Source organism: Parabacteroides sp. MSK.9.14, assembly GCF_019041495.1.
In the GTDB taxonomy this organism is placed as follows: Bacteria; Bacteroidota; Bacteroidia; order Bacteroidales; family Tannerellaceae; genus Parabacteroides; species Parabacteroides merdae.
This window is the reverse complement of record NZ_JAHPXO010000044.1, coordinates 13,151-36,123: the sequence shown is the minus strand read 5'-3', so window position 1 is coordinate 36,123 and position 22,973 is coordinate 13,151. Positions and strand designations below refer to the sequence as shown.

General features: G+C 45.9%; 20 protein-coding genes and 2 pseudogenes. 8 read left to right on the top strand and 14 right to left on the bottom strand.

All coding sequences use genetic code 11. The features are described 5' to 3' along the window. Positions 1-266: 266 nt before the first annotated feature. The 12 genes from KTG12_RS18620 to nikR all read right to left on the bottom strand — a co-directional run bounded on the left by KTG12_RS18620 (position 267) and on the right by nikR (position 11,406). Positions 267-512, bottom strand: a complete 246-nt coding sequence (locus KTG12_RS18620) for a hypothetical protein (protein WP_155144342.1) — start codon at positions 510-512, stop codon at positions 267-269. A gap of 100 nt (positions 513-612) precedes the next feature. Further along, on the bottom strand, positions 613-1,437 hold the full coding sequence (locus KTG12_RS18615; RefSeq protein ID WP_155144344.1) for a purine nucleoside phosphorylase I, inosine and guanosine-specific: 825 nt from the start codon (positions 1,435-1,437) through the stop codon (positions 613-615). A 71-nt stretch (positions 1,438-1,508) separates the two neighbouring features. Then, positions 1,509-2,768: an amidohydrolase family protein gene (locus KTG12_RS18610; RefSeq protein WP_055284420.1), complete on the bottom strand. Its 1,260-nt coding sequence runs from the start codon at positions 2,766-2,768 to the stop codon at positions 1,509-1,511. Continuing rightward, positions 2,765-4,075 (bottom strand): DEAD/DEAH box helicase, encoded by a 1,311-nt coding sequence (locus tag KTG12_RS18605; RefSeq protein WP_122131699.1) that lies wholly within the window; start codon positions 4,073-4,075, stop codon positions 2,765-2,767. Before KTG12_RS18605 ends, KTG12_RS18610 begins: the two co-directional genes overlap by 4 nt. Position 4,076: 1 nt before the next feature. After that, the gene (locus KTG12_RS18600) at positions 4,077-5,435 is read right to left on the bottom strand and encodes a dipeptidase (protein WP_122121859.1); all 1,359 of its coding nucleotides are present in this window, start codon (positions 5,433-5,435) and stop codon (positions 4,077-4,079) included. A gap of 28 nt (positions 5,436-5,463) precedes the next feature. Next, positions 5,464-5,808: a HigA family addiction module antitoxin gene (locus tag KTG12_RS18595; protein ID WP_008155531.1), complete on the bottom strand. Its 345-nt coding sequence runs from the start codon at positions 5,806-5,808 to the stop codon at positions 5,464-5,466. Between the two features lie 8 nt (positions 5,809-5,816). After that, positions 5,817-6,134: a type II toxin-antitoxin system RelE/ParE family toxin gene (locus tag KTG12_RS18590; RefSeq protein ID WP_122116544.1), complete on the bottom strand. Its 318-nt coding sequence runs from the start codon at positions 6,132-6,134 to the stop codon at positions 5,817-5,819. Between the two features lie 91 nt (positions 6,135-6,225). Beyond that, positions 6,226-6,792, bottom strand: coding sequence for a cob(I)yrinic acid a,c-diamide adenosyltransferase (locus KTG12_RS18585; RefSeq protein ID WP_005640330.1), 567 nt, complete (start codon positions 6,790-6,792; stop codon positions 6,226-6,228). Between the two features lie 26 nt (positions 6,793-6,818). Continuing rightward, entirely contained in the window at positions 6,819-8,156 is a 1,338-nt protein-coding gene (locus KTG12_RS18580) for a cobyrinate a,c-diamide synthase (RefSeq protein WP_122116543.1), read from the bottom strand. A 2-nt stretch (positions 8,157-8,158) separates the two neighbouring features. Continuing rightward, positions 8,159-8,986: a 3-methyl-2-oxobutanoate hydroxymethyltransferase gene (gene panB, locus KTG12_RS18575; RefSeq protein WP_005642306.1), complete on the bottom strand. Its 828-nt coding sequence runs from the start codon at positions 8,984-8,986 to the stop codon at positions 8,159-8,161. A gap of 46 nt (positions 8,987-9,032) precedes the next feature. Further along, positions 9,033-10,916: a TonB-dependent siderophore receptor gene (locus KTG12_RS18570; protein WP_005642305.1), complete on the bottom strand. Its 1,884-nt coding sequence runs from the start codon at positions 10,914-10,916 to the stop codon at positions 9,033-9,035. Positions 10,917-11,004: 88 nt separating this feature from the next. Next, positions 11,005-11,406, bottom strand: a complete 402-nt coding sequence (gene nikR, locus KTG12_RS18565; protein ID WP_005650287.1) for a nickel-responsive transcriptional regulator NikR — start codon at positions 11,404-11,406, stop codon at positions 11,005-11,007. Positions 11,407-11,683: 277 nt separating this feature from the next. Here nikR and KTG12_RS18560 point away from each other — a divergent pair. The 7 genes and pseudogenes from KTG12_RS18560 to KTG12_RS18530 form a co-directional block, all read left to right on the top strand. Then, positions 11,684-11,929, top strand: a pseudogene (locus tag KTG12_RS18560) (2,3-bisphosphoglycerate-dependent phosphoglycerate mutase); the annotation flags it as partial. A gap of 297 nt (positions 11,930-12,226) precedes the next feature. Continuing rightward, entirely contained in the window at positions 12,227-13,171 is a 945-nt protein-coding gene (locus KTG12_RS18555) for a DMT family transporter (RefSeq protein ID WP_119215827.1), read from the top strand. A 66-nt stretch (positions 13,172-13,237) separates the two neighbouring features. Continuing rightward, a pseudogene (locus KTG12_RS18550) lies at positions 13,238-13,486 on the top strand (hypothetical protein); the annotation flags it as partial. A gap of 107 nt (positions 13,487-13,593) precedes the next feature. Further along, a complete protein-coding gene (pheS, locus tag KTG12_RS18545; RefSeq protein ID WP_005642298.1) occupies positions 13,594-14,613 on the top strand; it encodes a phenylalanine--tRNA ligase subunit alpha in 1,020 nt (339 codons plus the stop codon). A 79-nt stretch (positions 14,614-14,692) separates the two neighbouring features. Then, a complete protein-coding gene (gene crcB, locus KTG12_RS18540) occupies positions 14,693-15,079 on the top strand; it encodes a fluoride efflux transporter CrcB (RefSeq protein ID WP_005640316.1) in 387 nt (128 codons plus the stop codon). Between the two features lie 3 nt (positions 15,080-15,082). Further along, positions 15,083-15,727 carry an endonuclease III gene (nth, locus tag KTG12_RS18535; protein WP_005640314.1) on the top strand — a complete coding sequence of 215 codons (645 nt, stop codon included), beginning with the start codon at positions 15,083-15,085 and terminating at the stop codon, positions 15,725-15,727. Between the two features lie 6 nt (positions 15,728-15,733). Then, positions 15,734-16,633, top strand: a complete 900-nt coding sequence (locus KTG12_RS18530) for a hypothetical protein (protein ID WP_005640313.1) — start codon at positions 15,734-15,736, stop codon at positions 16,631-16,633. Positions 16,634-16,649: 16 nt separating this feature from the next. Here the strand turns inward: KTG12_RS18530 and KTG12_RS18525 are convergent, their stop codons facing one another. Next, entirely contained in the window at positions 16,650-17,114 is a 465-nt protein-coding gene (locus tag KTG12_RS18525; RefSeq protein ID WP_046451446.1) for a CinA family protein, read from the bottom strand. 110 nt (positions 17,115-17,224) lie between these two features. Then, positions 17,225-18,253, bottom strand: coding sequence for a tRNA (adenosine(37)-N6)-threonylcarbamoyltransferase complex transferase subunit TsaD (gene tsaD / locus KTG12_RS18520; protein WP_055284411.1), 1,029 nt, complete (start codon positions 18,251-18,253; stop codon positions 17,225-17,227). 81 nt (positions 18,254-18,334) lie between these two features. Between tsaD and KTG12_RS18515 the strand changes: the two genes are divergently transcribed. Continuing rightward, complete coding sequence (locus KTG12_RS18515) at positions 18,335-22,867, top strand: translocation/assembly module TamB domain-containing protein (protein ID WP_371745260.1); 4,533 nt, start codon at positions 18,335-18,337, stop codon at positions 22,865-22,867. Positions 22,868-22,973: the final 106 nt, after the last annotated feature.

The window sequence follows — 22,973 nt, the reverse complement described above, 5'->3', positions numbered from 1 at the left end:
ACAAAGCTAAATACTCTTGTTTGAACAACAATGGTAGCATCGCGGAGACGCTTACATGGTTATGATAGATGAATGATAGTTGAAAACAGGAACTATCATAGAATAACATACTGTTTTACAAGCATATAAATTCATTTATGATAGTATGACAGTTGTTTTGCGAAAAAACTTTTATACCATATATACCTTTTTCGTTCAACGCCTTGAATGCCATTTTTGCAGGTATCCCTTCTATCAAATTACCTCCTTCCGGAAAAAAGGTCAGTTTAGCGACTCGCGTATCCGCGAGGTACGGAGGAATCATATCCTTTATCTGCTATAGTCTTTACGATACGTATCTTCTTAGGATAAAAAGGACGGATAGTATCGTCCAAAAAGGAGAATCTGGTATAGGCATGGATACGGTAATCTTCCGGATTCAGCTCCTTATCTATATAAATGTGACCGTCAGCAATGCCGGCTTGTACCGGATATTTTTCTTGCCAGACAATGCTGTCCTTCTTATCAAGCATTTCAACAAACTTGGTATTGTGCACCAACATTGGTACAATCGGCAAAAAGCACCAATCCCACAATCCCCATAATCCAACACTTTTTCATCTTCTTCCCTTCTTATATCTTGGCAACTAATTCCCGGAAGAGAATGGTCATGACCGCTGCCGCTTGATTGGCGGCGACAATCACATCGGCCCCGTCATTGACGAAATCATCGGCAAAATGATAGCCTTCATTTGTAATCACGGACATACCGAATACACGCAAACCGGCATGACGAGCCACGATTACCTCCGGAACCGTACTCATTCCGATCGCGTCGCCTCCGACTCTGCCGTAGAAAGCATACTCAGCCGGAGTTTCGAAAGAAGGACCTGTCAGTCCGACATATACGCCCTTCTTCAATGAGATACCGTGGGACGCGGCAATTTCTTCGACAAGCCCAATAAACTCCCGGTCATACGCGCGCGTCATATCCGGGAAACGGGTTCCGAACTGTTCGTCATTCGGACCGATCAGCGGATTAGGGATCATATTGATGTGATCGCGTATGATCATCAGGTCACCGACTTTGAAACTCGTATTGATACCGCCTGCGGCATTGGAAACCAACAGATTCTTAACACCCAAAAGCTTCATCACCCGGACGGGGAAGGTCACTTGCTGCATGGTATAGCCCTCATAATAATGGAAACGTCCCTGCATGGCAAGCACCTGCTTCCCTCCTAACCTGCCGCAGATGAAGTTTCCTTTATGTCCTGCGGCTGTCGAATGCATAAAATGCGGAATCTCACTATAGGGAATAACCACAGCTTCTTCGATCTGGTCGGCAAGGGACCCCAAGCCGCTGCCTAAGATAATAGCGGTTTCCGGATTACCAGTAATACGAGACGACAGGTAACCAACCGCTTCCCGATAAATAGTATTGTCATTTGTATTCATATACATTCAAATTAATTGTTCAACGTCACAAAAGAATAGGTTTCATGTCGAGGGAACTTCGGTTTTCTCGCCTACGGTTCTCTTACCAACTTATAGGCAAGTTCGGCTGTATGCTCCATAATCTCCTCCTCGCCCGGAACCTTTTTGTCTTGCATCAGGATTTTACCATCACAGATAACGGTATCGATACAACTGCCGTTTGCTGCATACACGAGATTGGAGACAAAGTTATGATTCGGGGTAAAAGCCGGGATATCCAAATCGACCAGACAGAGATCCGCCAGATAGCCTTCGGCAATCCGTCCGGCTTTCAGTCCGATAGCCAAAGCACCGGCTTCCGTCGCCGCCTGGAATATTTCACTGGCTGGAATCGCCTCCGGGTCTTTCCGCCAGGCCTTGCCTAAAAGCGAAGCAAGTTTCATCGCCTCGATCATATCCAGATTATTGGAAGAAGAACAACCGTCAGTACCCAAAGCGACAGTAACACCGGCCTTTCGCATCTCACAAAATTTGAATTGAATGCCGGAGGCCAGCTTCATATTGGATGCCGGATTATGCACTACTTTCACTCCGTGATCCGCCAGCATACGAACCTCGTCATCATCGACATAGATACCGTGCGCAATGATCAGACGTGGGGATAATATGCCTAATTTATATAAATAACGTACAGGAGTAAAACCGAACTGTTTGATTGAGTTTCTGACTTCGCCTTCCGTCTCTGCCAAATGCAGATGAATCGGGACGGAATGCTCGGCAGCAAAACCATGTATCCACTGTAACAGTTCGCCAGACACGGTATAAATGGCATGGGGACCGACCGCATACCGTATGCGCTTGCTATAGTTTTCCACATCGACAACAAGTTTCTCGTTTTCACGCTTGCTCTTTTCTGCCAATTCTGGTTTGAAATGATCGAAACAGACGCCGGCAAGCAATGCACGCAGCCCCATTTCTTCGACAGCATCGGCCGTAGCCCGGAACTTATGATACATATCGAAAAACGTTGTCGTCCCGCTTTTTATCATTTCGAGACAAGCTAGCTTCGTTCCCCAATAAACATCCTCGCGCGTCAATTTCGCTTCATTCGGCCAGATCTTCTGCTCCAGCCAGGGCATCAACGGCATGTCATCGCCAAAACCACGGAAAAGCGTCATAGCGGCATGTGTATGCGCATTTACGAAACCAGGGATCAAGGCTTTACGCCTTCCGTCTATCACCTGATCCGCCTGTACCTGAAGATCCGTCCCTACCTGCCTGATCTCCTTTTTCTCTATATAGACATCAGTTACAGCACCATCCAATAAAGCGCCTTTTATCAATATACTCATATAAACTTAGCTTTCATGTTCTTTATCTTTTCATTCCGAATACGCCCTAGCAAACCGGAAAGTTTAGTCCGCTTGACAGCTGCGAAAGCGCAACTTTCCTTTATCTCGACTATGCCTAAATCGTCCTTTTCCAGTCCACCTTTCTGAAAGAGGAAGCCGACCACATCCTTCTTGCTCAATTTGTCCCGTTTCCCCCGATTGATCGTCAGTGTCACCCACTCGGAACGGACGGGCTTCTTTGCCACTTCCGGCAAGAAAAACTCATCCGGCTCGCGGGTGATATATTCAGGAATCGTCTCTTCCGCATTCAAGATCAGATAAGCAACCCCTTCCGCATTCATACGAGCCGTACGTCCGTTACGATGCACGTACGCCTCTTCACTCACAGGAAGATGATAATGGATCACATTCTTCACTTCTGGAATATCAAGACCGCGAGAGGCCAAATCAGTAGAGATAAATACGGTAGCACTGCCGTTACGGAAATGCGACAAGGCACGTTCACGTTCCGGTTGCTCCATTCCTCCGTGGAAGTATTCGTTATCTACACCCATTTCGGTCAGATAGTTGCTCACCCGTTCTACCGTCTCCCGATAATTGCAGAAGATAAGGGCAGAACCACCTTTCAGTTCACCTAAAAGCTTGTACAAGGTTTCCAACTTGTCCTTAACTGGAGACTTGACCACACGCAAAGCCAGTCCTTTCGACTCCTTCACATCTTTCAAGAACGACAATCGTACCGGAGCTGTAATCCCAGTGAAAGCAGGAATATCGACTGCTGCCGTTGCCGAAGTCAGCACCCGGCGGCGCACGCCTGGGAGATGTGCCAAAATCTCCTTCATTTCAGCAAGGAAACCCAGTTCGAGCGATTTGTCGAACTCATCAAGGATCAGCGTACGCACACTGTCCAGATTGATATTACCCCGTTCCAGATGGTCGACGATACGCCCCGGCGTGCCGATCAGGACCGTCGGCGGATGTTCGAGACTCTTCTTCTCCGTGCGGATGGGATGCCCTCCGTAACAACAATTCACCTTATATCCGGCCCCCAACGAGCGCAATACCGTTTCGATCTGCAAAGCCAGCTCACGGGAAGGAGCGATGATCACGGCCTGTATCTTTTTGTCCTCATCCGTCAACGTCGTCAGCAAAGGCAAAAGGAAAGCCAGCGTCTTGCCCGACCCTGTCGGACTGAGCAGCACCATGTCTTTTGTCGTCCCGGCATCCAATACCGCCTGCTGCATCTCGTTCAGAGCAGTAATGCCTGTATTGGCAAGCGCACGAACAACTATTTCATTATTTGTCATATCAATTGAATCGTTTATAAAATTCGGCTACCGACTCGATTCCCTTATAAAAGAAGTCAAGCGTACAGCTTTCGTTCGGCGAATGAATCGCATTCTGTTCGAGGCCGAATCCCATCAGGACAGTCTTGATGCCCAACACCTGCTCGAAAGTCGAGATAATAGGGATACTTCCGCCACGGCGCACGGCCAACGGACGTTTGCCAAAAGCTACGAAAACGGCTTCCTCTGCCGCCTTATAAGCGGGAAGATCGATCGGACAAACATAACCTTGTCCACCATGTTTAGGCGTCACTCTTACCTTGACATAAGCCGGAGCCACACGAGCGATGTACTCTTCAAACAGTTTCGAAATCTTCTCATGATCCTGATGCGGAACCAAACGGCAGGAAACTTTGGCGTATGCTTTGGAAGGAAGAACCGTCTTGCTGCCCTCTTCCATATAACCGCCCCAGATGCCGCAGATATCGAAGGAAGGACGGCAACTATTGCGTTCCAACGTGGAATATCCTTTTTCACCGAACAACTCATCCACACCGATGGCCGCTTTATATTTCGCTTCATCAAATGGAATCTGGGCGATCATCTCGCGTTCGGCAGGCGAAACATCTTCCACATCATCGTAGAAACCGGGGATTGTGATGCGCCCGTCAGCATCTGTTATATCGGCCATCAGCTTACACAACACATTGATCGGGTTGGCAACCGCACCACCGAAATGCCCGGAATGCAAATCGCGGTTAGGACCCGTGACCTCGATCTCCCAATAGGCAAGCCCACGAAGTCCGGTTGTCAGGGATGGCGTTTCGGCACTGACCATGCTGGTATCGGAAACCAGGATCACATCCGCTTTCAACAATTCTTTATGTGTACGGCAGAAGGCTTCGAGGCTCGGCGAACCGATCTCTTCTTCTCCCTCGAAGATAAACTTCACATTACATTTCAGCAAATCCAGATTCAGGGCAGTCTCGAAACCTTTTACCTGCATCATGGCCTGCCCTTTATCATCATCCGCACCACGCGCCCAGATACGGCCATCCCGGATTTCGGGTTCGAACGGGCGACTCTTCCACAGGTCAAACGGCTCGGCGGGCATTACGTCATAGTGCGAATAGACCAAAACGGTCTGCGCCTCAGGAGAAACCATCTTTTCCCCATACACAACCGGGTTGCCTTCGGTCTGCATCACAACCGCTTTATCGGCACCGGCTGCAAGCAAGAGTTCTGTCCAGCGTTTTGCACAAGCCTCCATATCAGGCTTATGTTCATGTTTGGCACTTATCGATGGAATACGGATCAAAGAGAAAAGCTCTTCGATGAAACGGTCTTTATTGGACTCGATATATTTTTTTACGGATGTCATATCTATTCTTAATTTTAATCTGTGCCTACTATAATACTGCCGCTATTTTTCTAATATGGGCCAATCTCTCCAAAAAAGAGGTATCGGATTTTGCCATTTGCATGTCATACCGAGCTTGCTGACGAATCCAAACTTCTGCATCAATACCAAGCGCCGCTTCAAACAAAAGAGCATATTCTGTCGAAACAGAACGCTTTCCATTCAATATTTCATTCAGCAATGTCGGAGAAACCCCCATTTGCAATGCCAATTTCCGCTGCGAGATACCTCGATATTCTATCTCATCCTTTATCAACTCGCCTGGATGTATGGGGTTGGATGGAGTTAAATTATTGGCGATCATTTTAGGATCAATACCTTGAAGTGTAATCATAGCTACAATCATTTATAATGGTTTGATAATTCTATTATATTACATACGGTAACAATCGGTTCTTCTATCGAATCCCTTACGGTAAACTCAACTCGATACTTATTATTCACCCGTACAAATGAAATACCAGCCTTATCGCCTTTCAGCATCTCATAATTCAAGGAATTTATCAAAAGAAGTTCTTCTACCTTCTTGGCATCCAAAAGAAAATCTATACACTTTTGATAACGCCTTATCACATCAGGCTGATAACGATGCTTCTTGTCATCAGTCTTTCCTTTCTCGTAAAGGTCACGCAAATATACTTCTTCGAATGTAACAAACATATCGTTCTCGTATTTGCGTACAAATATAACGTATTCTTTCAGTATTCACAAAAATGTGAACAGCTTCTTTATGGAATCTTCAAGTCTTATTCTATTTTTTTCTCTTATACAAAAACGACTGCCAACGTTCCTCCGCATTCCCCTGGCGAAACATTTCATAGCGTGCCATTGTAAAAAACAAATCGGAAAGGCGGTTCACGAACTGCATGATCCCTGGTGAAACCGGATCTTTCCGGTTCAACGTCCACAGACGGCGTTCGGCACGGCGTACGATCGTACGGGCCAACTGCAAGTGAGCGGAAACCAAAGAGCCGCCAGGCAGGATAAAATAACCGTTATCCTCCATCTTTGCCGACAAAGCATCGATCTGTTCCTCACAAACAAGAACCAGATCATCGGATATTTTGTTCGGATTCTTATCACGAATAGCTGATGGAGTCGCCACATGTGACATGACCGCCATCATCTCCATTTGTATTTTCCCCAGCAAGCTTTGCCATTCATGTTCAGCCGGGAGTAATGCACGGATAATGCCTATTTCAGCATTCACCTCATCCAGTGTCCCGTTCGCTTCGATCCGGATATCATCTTTATCCACCCGCTCGCCTCCATGAATCCCAGTACGACCTTTATCTCCTCCACGCGTATATATTTTCATCTTTCTTATTTATTTGTATACAGACTTCAAGTATTGCCATCGATGACAAATTTGGTAAACCATTCGTTTCCGACCGGATCCGCCCAATACAAATGCGTATATCCTGCCCAAACATTTTTATAATGATAAAGCGGAGTATCCGTTTCCACTCCTTTGGCAGTATAAGCGACAGCGCAGGACGGAAGCGGATTCTGTTGTTCCACCAGACGGGAATAGTGGAACTCATGCCCTTTCAGACGAGTTTCGTTGTATAATAAGGTACGATATCCCAGGCGTAACTTCATATTCTCCATTGTTGCAGACTGGTGCAACACGCCAGCCATCGGATAAACATCTCCATTTTTATCTCGTATCTCGTCACATAGATACATCATGCCTCCACATTCAGCCAACAATTTTCCTCCACTCTCAACATACCGGCGAATGGATTGAAGCATCTGCCTGTTTGCCGATAAAGCAGCAAGATATAACTCCGGATAACCTCCGGGAAGGTACACGAAACCAGCATCCGGCAAAGAAGTGTCTGCCAACGGACTGAAATACGTAACTTCCCCTAAATGATGCAGATAGCGAATATTCGCTTCATATACAAAATTGAATGCAGGATCGCAGGCTACCGCAATAGGGAAAGAAGGCTCACGTTTATAGATATGACGACCTGCGGATATAGGAACGACAGCTGTCGCAACCGGTTTTGTCAACTCCAGCAACCGATTGATGTTTACATGCTTTTCGACAAGTTCCGCTACACGGTCGGCGAACTCTTCAAAGCAGAAATCTTCATCGAGAGACAACCCTAAATGACGGCTGGGGATCTCCACATCCGCACACTTGGGAAGATATCCCAATGCCTCGACTCCGGCATCTTCACAAGCCTGTTTCAAAAAAGAATAATGGTTTTCGGAAGCAACAAAATTAAAGACAGCCCCAACTATCTGCACTTGCTTGTTGAATTGTTTAAACCCGTACAATAAAGGAGCCACCGAATATGCCGTACTTTTCGCATTTACAATCAGGACTACCGGTATTTTCAGCATACAGGCGATTTCCGCACAGCTCCCTTTCATACCGTCATACCCGTCAAACAATCCCATCACGCCTTCGGTTACCGCCACATCCGCTTTTTCCGTATAGCCGACATACAAATCACGCACGTGTGCCTCTGACATCATAAAGAGATCCAAGTTCACGGACGGATTACCGGCAGCCATTCTATGATGACGAGTGTCGATATAGTCCGGTCCGCATTTGAAAGGCTGCACCTTAAACGAACGGTTCTTCAAGGCACGAAGCAAACCTAGTGTAAAAGTTGTTTTCCCGCTCCCCGATGAAGCAGCACCGATCAACAGATGGGACTGACACATTATTAATATTGTTCCTTCTCGTTCGGGAAATCTTGCGTCTTCACATCCTCAATATAAGTCTGCACGGCACGGGTGATATCTTCTGCCAAATTCGCATAACGGCGCAAGAAACGGGGAGAAAATCCCTGGTTGATACCTAACATATCATGCATGACCAACACCTGTCCGTCTACTCCTCCGCCGGCACCGATACCGATAATCGGAATCGTCAGTTCGGAAGCGACCTGTGCAGCCAAAGCAGCCGGAATCTTTTCCAATACGATTGCAAAGCAACCGATCTCTTCCAACAGATGAGCATCTGCGATCAGCTTCTTCGCTTCCGCTTCTTCACGGGCACGAACCGTATATGTCCCGAACTTATTAATAGACTGAGGCGTCAATCCCAGATGTCCCATGACAGGAATACCCGCACACAGAATACGTTCGATAGATTCCCGAATTTCAGAACCTCCTTCAAGCTTGATACAATCCGCATGCGTTTCCTTCATCACACGGATAGCTGAGGCCAACGCTTCTTTTGAGTTTCCTTGATACGTGCCAAAAGGCAGGTCCACCACCACCAAGGCACGTTTCACCGCTTTCACGACCGATTTGCCATGATAGATCATTTGGTCAAGCGTGATCGGCAGTGTCGTTACATTACCAGCCATTACGTTGGAAGCCGAATCGCCTACCAATATGACATCCATACCAGCCTGATCGATCAGTTGAGCCATCGAATAATCGTAAGCTGTCAACATGGAAATTTTCTCCCCACGCTGTTTCATTTCTATCAGGCGATGTGTGGTCACCTTTCTATTATCCTCTAAATCCCTTTTTGCAACTGACATAATGATTTTTATTAATTGTTACAAGGCGCAAAGGTATACAAAATGTTTAGAAAGTGACATCGATCCCACCCATGAAGATCGCTTTCGGCATCGGAAAACCATCATTAATAGTGTAACGGGTTGCCGTCAGGTTTTCTCCTTTCACAAAGAGGTTCAATCCTTTATCGCGTGTACCGAAACGATAAGCGACTTTCGCATTCAAAGTTGTAAAATCCTCTTTCTTAGAGCATTCTGCATCTGTATACAAATCAAAGACAGACTGCATATTCACGTTCAAAGTGAAACGTCCCGGCATATAGGTGGCTCCTGCATAGAACTTATGCCCAGGGGCTCCAGGAATAGGTTTGCTCATGTGCAGATAACTATAGTTCATATCCAAGTTCAAATTCTTGCAAATCTGATAGCGAGCTTCAAACTCTATACCTTTATTCGTAAAGGTTCCTGTATTCAAATTCTTATAAGGAGGTCTACCGTCCCCATTCACGCTTACGGAATAAATCATGTCTTTCCCATCGATAAAGAAAGCTGTCAGCTCAGTATACAAGTCGCCCCCTAAAAAAGACTGTCCGACAGCAACTTCATAATTTACCATACTCTCCGGTTTCAAATCTGCATTGGCCGCTCCCCACATATACATTTCGCGGATATTCGGACTACGAAATCCTTTAGAGACAGATGCACGGATCGTATTTCCTTCAAACGGACGTACCGTAACTCCTCCCTGCGGAACCCATTCGCCTCCATAAGTGCTACTGTGTTCATAGCGGACACCGGCATTCAGGCTCAATATGCCAAAAAGTTCTTGTTGCATGATGGCATATCCGGCTGTTTCATTCACCGTTTTATCCACCAATTCTTTTTTTGAACCGTCATTATTGTCATTCCAAGCATGTCCACCCCAGTTTTTATAATCCACACCGACAGTAAAGTTATTCCCCTTAAACAAACGGAACGATTCATACAATTGGACTCCCACGTTGTGGTCGTCAGAACGAAAAAGATAAGTCAAAGGCTCTTCTCCTGGATTGTAACCATCATTGATTTTATGGTTTCCCCAATTATAGAACAGGCGCAAGGCCCCGCTCATCTTACCCTGATTATTTTCCAATGCCATAGAAGCTGTTCCACGCAAAATATTCATTTTATTGTCTATAACAGGCTCAAATGTTTTACCAGGATTTTGAAACTTCGATTTGGCAAGGCTTACATCACCTGTCATCTTATAATGCTCATTGAAAGCATATCCTAAATTAGCAAAACCATTTGTGATGTTAAAATCCGAATTTGATCGATGCCCATCGGTTCGATCGTGATTTATCGAGATAAAACTACTGAATTTACCTACGTTAAAACCATTATTCACCATATATTTTTGCGTATTGTAAGAGCCATACATCACACGCGCCTGTGTACGCCGTCCTTCCTGTTTATGATGACGGGTAATGATATTGACAACCCCTCCCATCGCGTTAGAACCATACAGCAAAGAACCGGGACCACGAATCACTTCCACTCGCTCTACATCCGAAGCCACATAGGTATCAGGCAAAGAATGTCCGAACACTCCAGCCCATTGCGGTTGCCCGTCGAACAGCATTAAAACCTTATTTCCACTTCCGACACCACGAATGTTAACCGTACCTGCCGCTCCTTCCGAAACTCCAAAACCGGTAATTCCCTTTTGCGTCACAAACAATCCGGGGACATGTTGGGAAAGTACCGGCAACAATGCCGATTCGCTGCTCGCCTCGATCTGCTCCCGGTCTATCACCGAGATAGTAAGTGGCACACTGCTTCGGTTCACTTGTACCTTATTCGCTGAAATCACAACCCCCTGTAAATTAATCAGACTATCAATTGCAGCCGGATCGCTTGCAAAGACCAGCGAACTGCACAAAAGCCCGGAAGCAAGTAAAATTACTTTTTTCATATCTCACTTTTATGTATTAAATTTCTATTGTTATTTAATCGTGTTACACTTTTCAAAATTCGTGTCACCATACGGGTAAAAAATATATCTAATCAGCCCGGCTCATAACCAACTTGCCATGCTTAAGCCCCTTTATCGTAGTCAACCGGTCCGACAACTCAGTCAGACGGTAAGCTGTGCCCATCACGGTTGCAATGTGCAGACAAAAATTCCGGTTCACATAATATTGGGAAGAAGACAAGATAACATCCTGATAATTTTGCTGAATATCGGCAATCCGGGAAGTAATATCCTTTTTTACCTGGTCATACATAAGAATGATCGTACCTGCCACGATATGGTTACATTGCCATTTCTTTTCAGCGACATTCTTCTCCACCAGAAAACGGATCGCCTGCGAACGGTTGGCGAAACCGTTCTCGCTCACATACTGATCCAACGACTCCAGCAGGTTATCCTCCAACGAGACTCCGAAACGCTTCAAAGGCATATCCCACAATTTTTTGATTCTTAAATTATTGCCTGCAAATATACTACTTTTTCGATAAAATACCAGACAAGCTTTTACAATTGCAAAAATAGACGGATAATAATAACCGGACTGTATACGGATTACAGATAATATAACCACTTTTACAGATTAATGAAAAAGCAGCTCTAATCCATCGCCTTCGTCCTGTTGTTATATATATAAATGTAAAAACAGAAGAATATGAAAAAAATAGTATTGCTCCGCCACGGGGAAAGTATCTGGAACAAGGAAAATCCCTTCACTCGAAACTTCCGATGAGATATTGATTGCCGCTCATGGGAACAGCCTACGCGGGATCATCAAATATTTAAAAAACATTCCGGACGACGAAATCATACATCTCAATCTGCCGACTGCCGTACCGTATATATTTGAGTTTGACGATAATCTGAATTTCGTAAAGGATTATTTCCTCGACGATCCGGAAAAAATCAAAAAACTAATGGATGCCGTAGCCCATCAGGGGAAAAAGTCAAAATAAATTAAATACAAAGAATGTTCCCGGGTATCCTCCCCCAATATTTATCCTCTTTTTATTTCAATGCCCGGAAACATTTATTTTATTATTTGACTAAGCAAATGCCTTTGCCTCTCATAGGTATCCGAATGTGAATAACTTTTTGCAGGGATTATTGTAAGCTGCTGTAGTTTCGCTTCCTTCCCTGTCCAGCCTCCAAAAGGGAGAGATACAAGGGCAGGAAATTACAAATTGCAGATTTTAACAGAACAAAAAAGATCAATATATATTATTACATTTGCACCTCAAATTCTACATGACATGAATACAAAGGTAAAAGGATATTTTTTGGGAGCGATCGCCGCTGCGACTTACGGAACTAACCCACTATTTGCTCTTCCACTGTATAAAGACGGAATGGATCCTGATTCGGTTCTTTTTTTCAGGTACTTGTTCGCAATTCCCATACTAGGCATGATGATTAAAGGGAGAGGGAGAAGTTTCAAAATAGAACATAAAGCAGCAGTTCCACTGATTGTCATGGGGCTATTGGTTGCTTTTTCTTCATTAGCTTTGTTCCAAAGTTACAATTATATGGAAGTCGGGATTGCTTCTACACTTCTTTTCGTCTATCCGATCATGGTCGCATTGATTATGGCACTTGTATTCAAAGAGAAACTAACCTTACAAACAGTCTTTTGCATTTTACTGGCACTATCAGGTATCGGTCTGCTCTATAAAAGCGGTGATGGCACAACACTCAGTCTCACCGGTGTTTTGCTGGTCATGGCTTCAGCTCTCTCCTATGCCATCTACATAATAGGAGTGAACCAATCGACACTGAAAAACGTGGCTACGCTTCCGCTGACTTTTTACATATTGCTTTTCGGCGTATCTCTATTCTTTGTCCGTGTCGGATTCGGGAAAGACCTTTATATTGTGGCCAAATGGTATCTTTGGGGAAACCTGATCGCGCTTGCCGTCTTCCCTACCGCCATTTCATTCCTTTGTACAACTAGTGCTGTCCAGTATATCGGTTCGACACCGACAGCCATACTGGGAGCACTAGAGCCGGTCACAGCTGTATTTTTCGGGGTTGCCGTGTTCGGCGAAACCTTGACACCAAGGATCGGTTGCGGGATATTATTAATTATTCTCGCCGTGACAATCATCATTGCGGGCAGCAACATCACGAGTCATTTGATCCGTTTTAGAAAGCTCTTCCCTCGGTTGCCGCTCAAAAGAAAAGGTAAGATGAACGGATAATAACTTTGATCTGTGAAGTCTGGGTAAACAAAAGCGAATGCTACCTGTTTTTTACATTTGTGAAAAATCATGGAGAACGTGAACCAGATCATAAACGTGGACTTTTTTATTCCTTATAATAAGCAGTTCGGTAACGTAGACATGAACTGGGATGTTCTGATCAACATGAAAATTAACAAATACCTCAATGCTACACTCAACACCACGCTCAAATACGACAACGACGTAAAAACCATTAATGATGAAGGCGAAAAACGCGGCGCCAAAGTTCAGTTCAAAGATATTTTAGGTATCGGCGTAGCTTACAATTTCTGATAAAAAGAGAATAGTTGACTCCCTTTTTTCAAAAAAACCCACCGTAATCGGTTGCAGTATTCAAAGAAAGGAGTAAATTTGCACGTTGAAAATAAAAATGATTAGAAATGATCAATAAGATTAACGCTCTGCTTAAGGAAGTAGAGAACCTGAAAGCGGCAAACGCTGAAGAACTGGAGGCATTACGCATTAAATATCTCAGCAAAAAAGGTGAAATATCTTTGCTGATGAATGATTTTCGCAATGTAGCGGCAGATCAGAAGCGTGAAGTCGGCCAGCACCTCAACAAGCTGAAAGAGGCAACCCAAAATAGAATTAATGAGCTGAAAGCCAGCTTTGAGAATGTACAGACGACGAATGATGACATCGACCTCACCCGTACATCCTATCCTATTGAATTAGGTACTCGCCATCCGCTTTCACTCGTAAAGAAAGAAATCTGCGACATCTTCGGACGCTTAGGATTCAGCATTGCTGAAGGACCGGAAATCGAAGACGACTGGCATGTATTCTCTTCTTTGAACTTTGCAGAAGACCACCCTGCCCGCGACATGCAGGATACTTTCTTTATCCAACATAATCCGGACGTATTGCTTCGTACACACACTTCTTCCGTACAAACACGTGTCATGGAGAATCAAGAGCCTCCTATCCGTATTATCTGTCCGGGACGTGTATATCGTAATGAAGCGATCTCCTATCGCGCACACTGTTTCTTCCATCAGGTAGAAGCCTTGTATGTGGACAAAAACGTTTCTTTCGCCGACTTGAAACAGGCATTACTGTTCTTCGCCAAAGAAATGTTCAGCGCAGACACGAAAATTCGCTTGCGTCCATCTTATTTCCCGTTCACTGAACCTTCTGCCGAAATGGATATTTCTTGTAATATCTGTGGTGGAAAAGGCTGCCCGTTCTGTAAAGGAACCGGTTGGGTAGAAATTCTCGGTTGCGGTATGGTAGACCCGAATGTGCTTGAAAACTGTGGTATCGACAGCAAAGTATATTCCGGTTATGCTTTAGGAATGGGGATTGAGCGTATAACAAACCTGAAATACCAAGTAAAAGACTTACGCATGTTCTCCGAAAACGATGTCCGTTTTCTGAGACAGTTTGAGTCAGCCAATTAAGTTGAGAACCTAAATCATTTACCATCTTCCCCGGGTCCTTAACCAGCCCGGGGAAAAACACACTAAAAACGTAAATGGTATGATAAAGGTTTTACTACTTATAACAGGAGGGGCAATCGGCACCGTATTCCGCTACGGAGTTTCCACGTGGGTACAGCGTTCGATGCTACACTCCTTCCCTTTCGGGATACTTTCGGTCAATGTGATCGGCTCTTTCCTCATCGGCTTCTGTTGGAGTATAGCCGAAACTTGTAATCTATCTGCGGGCGCAAGAGTATTTCTCTTCACCGGGCTGTTCGGCGGATTTACCACATTCTCTTCGTTTGCACTAGATACGATGTCGCTGATGAAAACAGGCGAATATAAGTTGGCACTTTTAAACCTGATCGCCAGCAATGTGTTAGGATTGTTAGCCGTATTCTTAGGATTGCTTCTTGGTAAAAATTTCATGTCACTAATAAAATAATATATGCGCAAAGAGGAACGATATAAAGGAGTCTTGAATTGGTTCAACGAGCATGTGCCGGTCGCCGAAACGGAACTGCATTACGACAACCCATATCAATTGCTTATCGCTGTGATCCTGTCCGCCCAATGTACGGATAAACGGGTGAATATGATCACTCCTGCCCTCTTCCGGGATTTTCCGACCCCCGAAGTCATGGCCGCTTCTACTTCGGAAGTGATCTTTGAATATATCCGAAGCGTATCTTATCCCAACAATAAATCAAAACATTTAGTCGGCATGGCGAAGATGCTGATGTCCGATTTCGACGGTGTCGTACCATCCGATATAGACGAGTTGCAAAAGTTGCCCGGCGTAGGCCGCAAGACGGCAAACGTCATAGCCTCGGTCGTCTACAACAAGCCAGCAATGGCTGTCGACACACATGTGTTCCGCGTAGCCAACCGCATCGGCCTGACAAACAACAGCAAAACCCCGTTGGAAACGGAAAAGGAGTTGGTGAAGCATATCCCGGAGGAACAAATCCCGATCGCCCACCACTGGTTGATCCTGCACGGACGTTACACCTGTATCGCCCGCAAGCCCAAATGCGAAGAATGTGGTCTCAAACCTTGGTGTAAATATTTCCTGAGTCCCAAGAAAACATAACGTACAATGAAAGCTGACAAGCGAGAAATAGTGACATTCGTTATAGCTGCTCTCGCTACACTGGTGGCAGTCTGGTTCTTTTTAGGCAAAATGCAAAAAGAGAAAGATACGGTGCGGACTGATCTATATACCTTAGTCGCCCCGGCATCGGATGCGATCCTAAGTGTAAATCGCCCTGCCGCTTTCACCAAATATATCTTATCCCGAGACTCGGAACGGGATGCTTTCGCCTCGAAGATTCCGGATATCTACCTTTCCATCATCCAAAACAACCGGAATATCCCGTGGTTACTTCTATCTTTCCATCCACAGGGAGTTATCCTTTATGCACAAGCGGGAAACAACCTCGTCGGCCGGATAGAGAAAAACACATTGCAAAAGGCTTTCGGCTCGTTCGCTCCGCAGAAACAAAAAAGGGACGGCATCACTTTTACCTATTACCCGGATACCGGAAACCGTTTTTTCGGTTATTATCAACACGAGGGCATATGGGTGGCAAGTTACAGCAAGAAACTACTCGAAGAAGTCGCCCAAATCCAACGAAACCGGCAAAGTTACCTGCTACCCGACCAAGACCGCCTGCGCAAGTCATTCGACAAAAACGCCCCGTTGAACCTGATGGTACAATCGGACAGTCTCGACCTCTATGTTTCCCTCCCCGATTCAACCGAATGGGGTATCCGAAAAGGTTGGTTAGGCGCCGATCTTTTCATGAATGAAAATCATCTTTGCTATTTCGGCAGTCTTCCCTATAATTCGACCGCCGACAGTTTATATACATCTTTAGGCGACACATTGGTGCTAAGGCTGGAACAGGCCTTTCCGCAATTTAAAGTGTCCAACCAAACGGCACGAGAAAACAACCGGATGTTTTATACAGGATGTTTCACAGCTAAAGGCCAATAAATATGAGAAACATATTTTATAGCAACTGCTGCAGCATCCTCAACGCCGTATTCGCCGCCAACCGGATATTATCTTCACGCTCTGTCCCGAAATGACAGCATTCTGATACGACCATGTCTTTCAAGGCGGCAGCAATCCAGACAGTTCCGACCGGCTTTTCCGGCGTACCTCCACCGGGACCGGCAATGCCGGAAGTGGCAACCGCACAGTCGCAACCTAACACACGGATCGCTCCTAACGCCATCTGCTCGACGACCGGACGACTGACTGCCCCGTACTGAACCAAGCTATCTTCCGAAACGCCTAAAACATGGTGCTTCACTTCATTGCTGTAGGAAACGACTCCTCCACAAAAGTAATCTGAACTGCCAGCCACACGTGTAATCAGATGTGCAATATATCCGCCGGTACAACTTTCAGCCGTTCCCATCGTCAGATGGCGGGAACGAAGCAACTCGCCTATTTCTTTTTCTATAACCATTCGTATCTTCTTTACCTTGTTCCTATATCTCATAAAAAGTTTCCCCTGTAGGAAACTTTTGTTTCATGCAGGGGAAACTTTTGTTTCATGCCCATGAAACGACCAACATGTTACCTTAGTTTCACCTCTACCCTTGCAAAGGGAGCCGCATCCATCGGGCAAAATTGCTTGTCGAGATATTTGTAATACCCCGTTATGGCAACCATTGCCGCATTGTCCGTCGTGAAAGAGAATTTCGGGATATGCACCTTCCAGCCAAAACGTTTCGCATGGTCAAGAAATGCATCCCGCAAGCCGGAATTGGCCGATACGCCACCAGCTACGGCAACCTCCTTAATGCCCAAATCTTTCGCCGCCCGGCGCAATTTGTTCATCAGGATATCGATCACCGTCGCTTGCAAAGAGGCACAAAGATCCTGCTTGTTCTTTTCGATAAAATCAGGTTCCTCCTGTAGTTTATCACGCAAGGTATAAAGGAAAGAGGTTTTCAGCCCACTGAAACTATAGTCGTAACCGGGGATATGCGGTTTGCTAAATGTAAAAGCCTTCGGGTTTCCTTCGTTGGCAAGGCGATTCACGACAGGTCCCCCAGGATACCCCAGCCCCATCACCTTCGCACATTTGTCGAACGCTTCACCGGCAGCATCGTCGATCGTCTGCCCGATCACTTCCATATCGTTGTAAGCATTCACCTTGATAATCTGCGAGTTCCCACCTGATACCAACAGGCAAAGGAACGGGAACGAAGGAGCATGATCGTCTTCCGGCGTCTCCTTGATGAAATGGGCCAACACATGCGCCTGCAAATGGTTGATCTCGATCATCGGGATATCCAACGAAGCCGCCAAACCTTTGGCAAAAGAAGTTCCGACCAACAACGATCCCATCAAACCTGGCCCACGGGTGAAAGCAACGGCACTCAATTCGGATTTATCGATACCGGCACGCTTGATCGCTTCGGCAACCACCGGAATAATGTTCTGTTGATGTGCGCGGGAAGCCAATTCGGGAACAACACCGCCGTAGGCTTCGTGAACAGCTTGACTGGCAATTACATTCGACAACATCACGCCGTCGCGTATTACAGATGAGGAAGTATCATCACACGATGATTCGATTCCTAAGATTGTCACACTCATATCTTCGTTTTAATTTTTGTGCAAATTAACGAAATCTATCGGGATATTGTTGTAGTTTTGTGCTTAAATTATAGTAAAGATATCAAAGGACTTAAATACATAATTGTCACCCTGCTCACTCTGTTCTGGATATTCTATGCAACTCCGGCCATCTTATTGCGCATTCCCTATGTGCAGCAAAAAGTGGCAACAACGGCAACGAGAGAATTATCCGAGTGTTTAGGTGTGCCCGTACGGATCGGGAATGTAGACATCGAATGGTTCAACCGCCTGGTACTGGAAAATCTGTATCTCGAAGATGAAAGCGGAACCGTACTGTTCGATGCCAACCATGTGTCGGCAGGTTTCGAAATCCTGCCTTTGTTAAACGGCAGGATCGTATTCTCGACAGTCCGCCTGTTCGGTTTCTCCGTCAACTTGCATAAGGAAACGCCGGCAGATAAGTTGAACCTGCAATTCGTCATCGATGCTTTCGCCAGCAAAGACACCGTAAAAAAGCAATCCAATATCGACCTGCGTTTCAACTCGATCTTAATACGCCGGGGAAATTTCCGTTACGATGTGAAGAATGCAGCCACTACCCCCGGAAAGTTCAATGCCAAGCATATTGACATCCGCAATATAAGTGCCAAAATCTCTATGAAGGCATTCAACAAGGACAGCCTCAATGCCAATATCAAGAAGATGAGTTTCGACGAGGCTTCGGGCTTTTCGCTGAACAAGCTTTCGCTCAACATCGTAGCCAACAAAGACAGCGCGATCATTAACAACTTTGAAATCAAGCTGCCAGAAACAGATCTTAAAATAGACCGCGCCCATATCCATACCGGAGAAGCAGTTAGTGCATCCGATTTACTGGATCATTCGCCAGTCGAACTGAATATCGCACCTTCGCAAATTTGCCTGAAAGACCTCTCCGCTTTCGTCCCGGCATTCCGCAACTTCTCGGAAACCATCGAACTTTCGGCCGAGGCATCGGGCTACATAAACAATATCGGCTTGAAACGGCTGACACTGAAATACAGCGACAAGATGCTTTTTGTCGGCAAGATGGAGATGAAAGGAATAACACACCCGGAAGACGCCTATATCTTCGGACAAGTCAATAAGATGTATATCACGACCGAAGGAATTTCGGGCCTTGCTAACAACTTCAACGAACGCCCAGTCAAGCTGCCGGATGCGATCGTCAAGTTAGGCACGATCAACTTTACCGGAGAGATATCCGGTTTCTTCGACAACCTGGTCGCTTTCGGCAAGTTCTCGTCGGCGATCGGTTCCGTCCAGACCGACCTGATATTCGGAAACGACAAGGAGAAGAATATCGCCGCCTACCTGAAAGGACACCTTTCGACTTCCCCCTTGCACCTGAATGAACTTTTTCCGGACGGTAATCCGTATGGAACAGCCAAGTTAGCCGTTACGCTGGACACACACCGTCCTGCCAACGGGTCGTTTTCAGGTAACATAAAGGCGAATATAGACGAGTTCGAATACAAAGGCTACAAATATGAAAACATACTCCTGTCAGGTAATTTCCAGAAAAACGGGTTCAACGGAGTGTTGGACATCAACGATCCGAACGGCAAACTGTATGCCGAAGGGCTATTCCTGCATGAAGGCAAAAATTCTATGTTCAACTTCACTTCACGTCTGGAACATTTCCATCCGGACAGCCTCCATCTGACGAATAAATACGAGGCTCCGGATATCTCCTGCACACTGAATGCCGACTTCACGGGAAACAATATCGACAACCTAGAAGGGAGCATTACGCTTGACAGCCTCTCCTTCAAGACCAAGCCAGACAGCTTTTTCCTGAAAAAGTTCAAGGTAGAGGCTACGGGGCATTCACTGGACCGTCATCTGGCCATCACCTCCGACGTCTTGAACGGCGAAGTGACGGGTGCTTATTCCTTCACGACAATCGTTCCCAGCCTTATGCAAACATTAAAGGGGTATATCCCGGCTCTGATCAACGTCACGCAAAAGAAACAGAAGGTGATGGAAAACAATTTCTCCCTCTTGCTGACTATCGAAAATACGGAAGCCATATCCAACACCCTGAAACTGCCTTTTACGATGTTGACCCAAGGACGTATCACAGGACATTACAATAACCTGTACAACCGCTTCCGCTTCGAGGCCTATCTGCCTAAATTCAACATCGGCAAGTCCATGTTCGAATCCGGCTATCTGACCTGTGACAACCCGGAAGACAGGGTAAACTTGAAGCTCAAGGCAACCAACTACAATGCCAAAGGATTGCGCAACTATATGGACCTGAAAGCCGATGCCAAAGACAACCGGATACAGACGCAGATCAGCTGGGCCAACAACAAAGAACGCTTGTTTAAAGCAGACCTCTCCGCCTCCACACTCTTCATCGAGGAAGAACAGGAAAAAGGGCCGGCCAAACTGCGTACGGAAATCTCGCTGAACGAGAGTCCGCTGATCCTGAACGATTCCACCTGGCACATAGCCCCGTCTACTATCACCATTGCAGACGGCAAGATTGGGATACAAGACTTTTCCGTCTCCAACGGCACCGAATATCTCCACATGGAAGGAACAGTTTCAAAAGATCCGGCCGATACACTGTTACTGGATCTGAAACAAGTAGAACTGAGCTATATCTTTGACATTCTGAATATCCCAGTACTTCAATTTGCCGGAAAGGCTACCGGAACCTTCAACATTACCGACCTCTACGGCAGTCGGATGCTAAACACCGATCTCGAAGTACAAAACTTCTCGTTCAACCAAGTACAATTAGGACGCCTCAACCTTTTTAGCGAATGGGACGACCAGCAAAAAGGCATTCTGATGTTAGGCAGCATCTACAAGAACGATACGACTTGGACTGATGTGAGCGGCTATGTCTATCCGGTCGGCAAAAACGCAGGCCTTTCCCTCTTCTTCGGGGCAAACGACCTGAACTTGGCTTTCCTGCATCCTTTCGTCGAAAATATCGCTAAGAACATGCAAGGACGGGGCTTCGGGAATATCCATCTGCACGGGCCGTTCAAGGCGTTGAATGTAGAGGGGGACGCCTTTGTTCTCGATGGTGGGCTGGGTATCGAATATCTGAACACCTACTACACTTTCTCCGACTCCATCCATCTGACACCGGGGGCGATCATCGGACGCAACGTAACGGTGCATGACAAATTCGGCAACTCGGCAAAGGTTAATCTGACCGTCAATCACAAACATTTCAAAGATGTCAGCTTCGATGTAGGAGTCCAGACAAACAATATGTTGGTATTCGATGCGCCTCAAAAGCAGAATCCGCTGATATTCGGAACCGTTTTCGGAACCGGAACAGCCTCCATAAAAGGGAACGGGCAATTGATCAACTTCGATATCAATATGCGAAGTGATCCCAAGACATCCGTCAAACTCGACTTCATGAACAACTCTTCCGCGGCAGAATATGATTTCATCACTTTCGTGAATAAAAAAGAATTGCGGGAAATGGCACTTACCAAACCGGTCGATTCCATTAAACCTCTTATCTTCAAAAACGAAGACGAAGGGGCGGAATTGCGCATGAACTTCCTTCTCGACATCACACCGGATGCCGATATAGAGCTGATTATGGATCCGGTCGCAGGCGATAAAATAACAGGTAACTGCAACGGAAGCCTCCAGATACAGTACGGGACGAAAACCGACTTGCGCATGTATGGAAACATCGGGATCGTACAAGGAAACTATAATTTCAGCCTACAACAACTCATCCATAAAAACTTCAAGATACGGGATGGCAGTATTATCAACTTCCGGGGAGATCCCTTCGAGGCAACGATGAATGTAAATGCCATCTATAACGTAACAGCCAACATACAAGACCTGGATCCCAGTCTGACGTACGAAAGCTCCCGACGCAATACGCCGGTCAATTGCGTATTGAAATTAGACGGTGTGCTGAGGAACCCAACCATTTCGTTCGACCTCGAACTGCCGAGCTCCAACGAAGAGCTCCAACGGCAGGTCAAAAGTCTGGTTGATACAGAAGACATGATGACCCGGCAAATTATCTATCTGCTGGTTCTGAACAAATTCTATACGCCGGAATACAATGCGCAATATAAATCGAACGATTTCAGCGCAGTGGCCTCATCCGCCCTTTCTTCCCAAATATCCAGTATCATGAATAGCTTCACCGACAAAGTGCAACTCGGTACAAATATCCGGACCAGCCAGGACGGTATCGAAGATACGGAAGTAGAAATGCTGCTGTCCAGCCAATTACTAAACAACCGCCTCATATTCAACGGAAACTTCGGGTACAAAAACAGTACGATCAACAATCAGAAGAATGCCTTCATCGGTGAATTCGACCTCGAATATCTGCTGACGCCCAGCGGTGATATCCGCCTGAAAGCCTACAACCATGCCAACGACATGTATATGATTCTAAAACAAGCCCTGACAACACAGGGCGTAGGTATCATGTATAAGAAAGACTTTACCCGCTTCTCCGATATTTTCCGGCGACGGAAGAAATATCCTCTGATCCCCCTGCGCCCCACCGTACCAGACAGCACACAGCAAACACCGGTAACCACAGAGCAAATTCCGACAGCAACAGAACATACAAAAAAGTAATCCGGATTTCATATGTATGAAAGAAGAGGCCACGTTTCTATAAAAGAAGACTGGCACATCATGAAACGGGGGCCTGCATATATAGAAATACAAGCCCCCGTTTTCA

Bases quoted from the DNA above. Each gene is read 5' to 3' on its own strand.
- KTG12_RS18620 (WP_155144342.1), bottom strand. From the start codon at position 512: ATGCTTGATAAGAAGGACAGCATTGTCTGGCAAGAAAAATATCCGGTA.
- KTG12_RS18615 (WP_155144344.1), bottom strand. From the start codon at position 1,437: ATGAATACAAATGACAATACTATTTATCGGGAAGCGGTTGGTTACCTG.
- KTG12_RS18610 (WP_055284420.1), bottom strand. From the start codon at position 2,768: ATGAGTATATTGATAAAAGGCGCTTTATTGGATGGTGCTGTAACTGAT.
- KTG12_RS18605 (WP_122131699.1), bottom strand. From the start codon at position 4,075: ATGACAAATAATGAAATAGTTGTTCGTGCGCTTGCCAATACAGGCATT.
- KTG12_RS18600 (WP_122121859.1), bottom strand. From the start codon at position 5,435: ATGACATCCGTAAAAAAATATATCGAGTCCAATAAAGACCGTTTCATC.
- KTG12_RS18595 (WP_008155531.1), bottom strand. From the start codon at position 5,808: ATGATTACACTTCAAGGTATTGATCCTAAAATGATCGCCAATAATTTA.
- KTG12_RS18590 (WP_122116544.1), bottom strand. From the start codon at position 6,134: ATGTTTGTTACATTCGAAGAAGTATATTTGCGTGACCTTTACGAGAAA.
- KTG12_RS18585 (WP_005640330.1), bottom strand. From the start codon at position 6,792: ATGAAAATATATACGCGTGGAGGAGATAAAGGTCGTACTGGGATTCAT.
- KTG12_RS18580 (WP_122116543.1), bottom strand. From the start codon at position 8,156: ATGTGTCAGTCCCATCTGTTGATCGGTGCTGCTTCATCGGGGAGCGGG.
- panB (WP_005642306.1), bottom strand. From the start codon at position 8,986: ATGTCAGTTGCAAAAAGGGATTTAGAGGATAATAGAAAGGTGACCACA.
- KTG12_RS18570 (WP_005642305.1), bottom strand. From the start codon at position 10,916: ATGAAAAAAGTAATTTTACTTGCTTCCGGGCTTTTGTGCAGTTCGCTG.
- nikR (WP_005650287.1), bottom strand. From the start codon at position 11,406: ATGCCTTTGAAGCGTTTCGGAGTCTCGTTGGAGGATAACCTGCTGGAG.
- KTG12_RS18555 (WP_119215827.1), top strand. From the start codon at position 12,227: ATGAATACAAAGGTAAAAGGATATTTTTTGGGAGCGATCGCCGCTGCG.
- pheS (WP_005642298.1), top strand. From the start codon at position 13,594: ATGATCAATAAGATTAACGCTCTGCTTAAGGAAGTAGAGAACCTGAAA.
- crcB (WP_005640316.1), top strand. From the start codon at position 14,693: ATGATAAAGGTTTTACTACTTATAACAGGAGGGGCAATCGGCACCGTA.
- nth (WP_005640314.1), top strand. From the start codon at position 15,083: ATGCGCAAAGAGGAACGATATAAAGGAGTCTTGAATTGGTTCAACGAG.
- KTG12_RS18530 (WP_005640313.1), top strand. From the start codon at position 15,734: ATGAAAGCTGACAAGCGAGAAATAGTGACATTCGTTATAGCTGCTCTC.
- KTG12_RS18525 (WP_046451446.1), bottom strand. From the start codon at position 17,114: ATGGTTATAGAAAAAGAAATAGGCGAGTTGCTTCGTTCCCGCCATCTG.
- tsaD (WP_055284411.1), bottom strand. From the start codon at position 18,253: ATGAGTGTGACAATCTTAGGAATCGAATCATCGTGTGATGATACTTCC.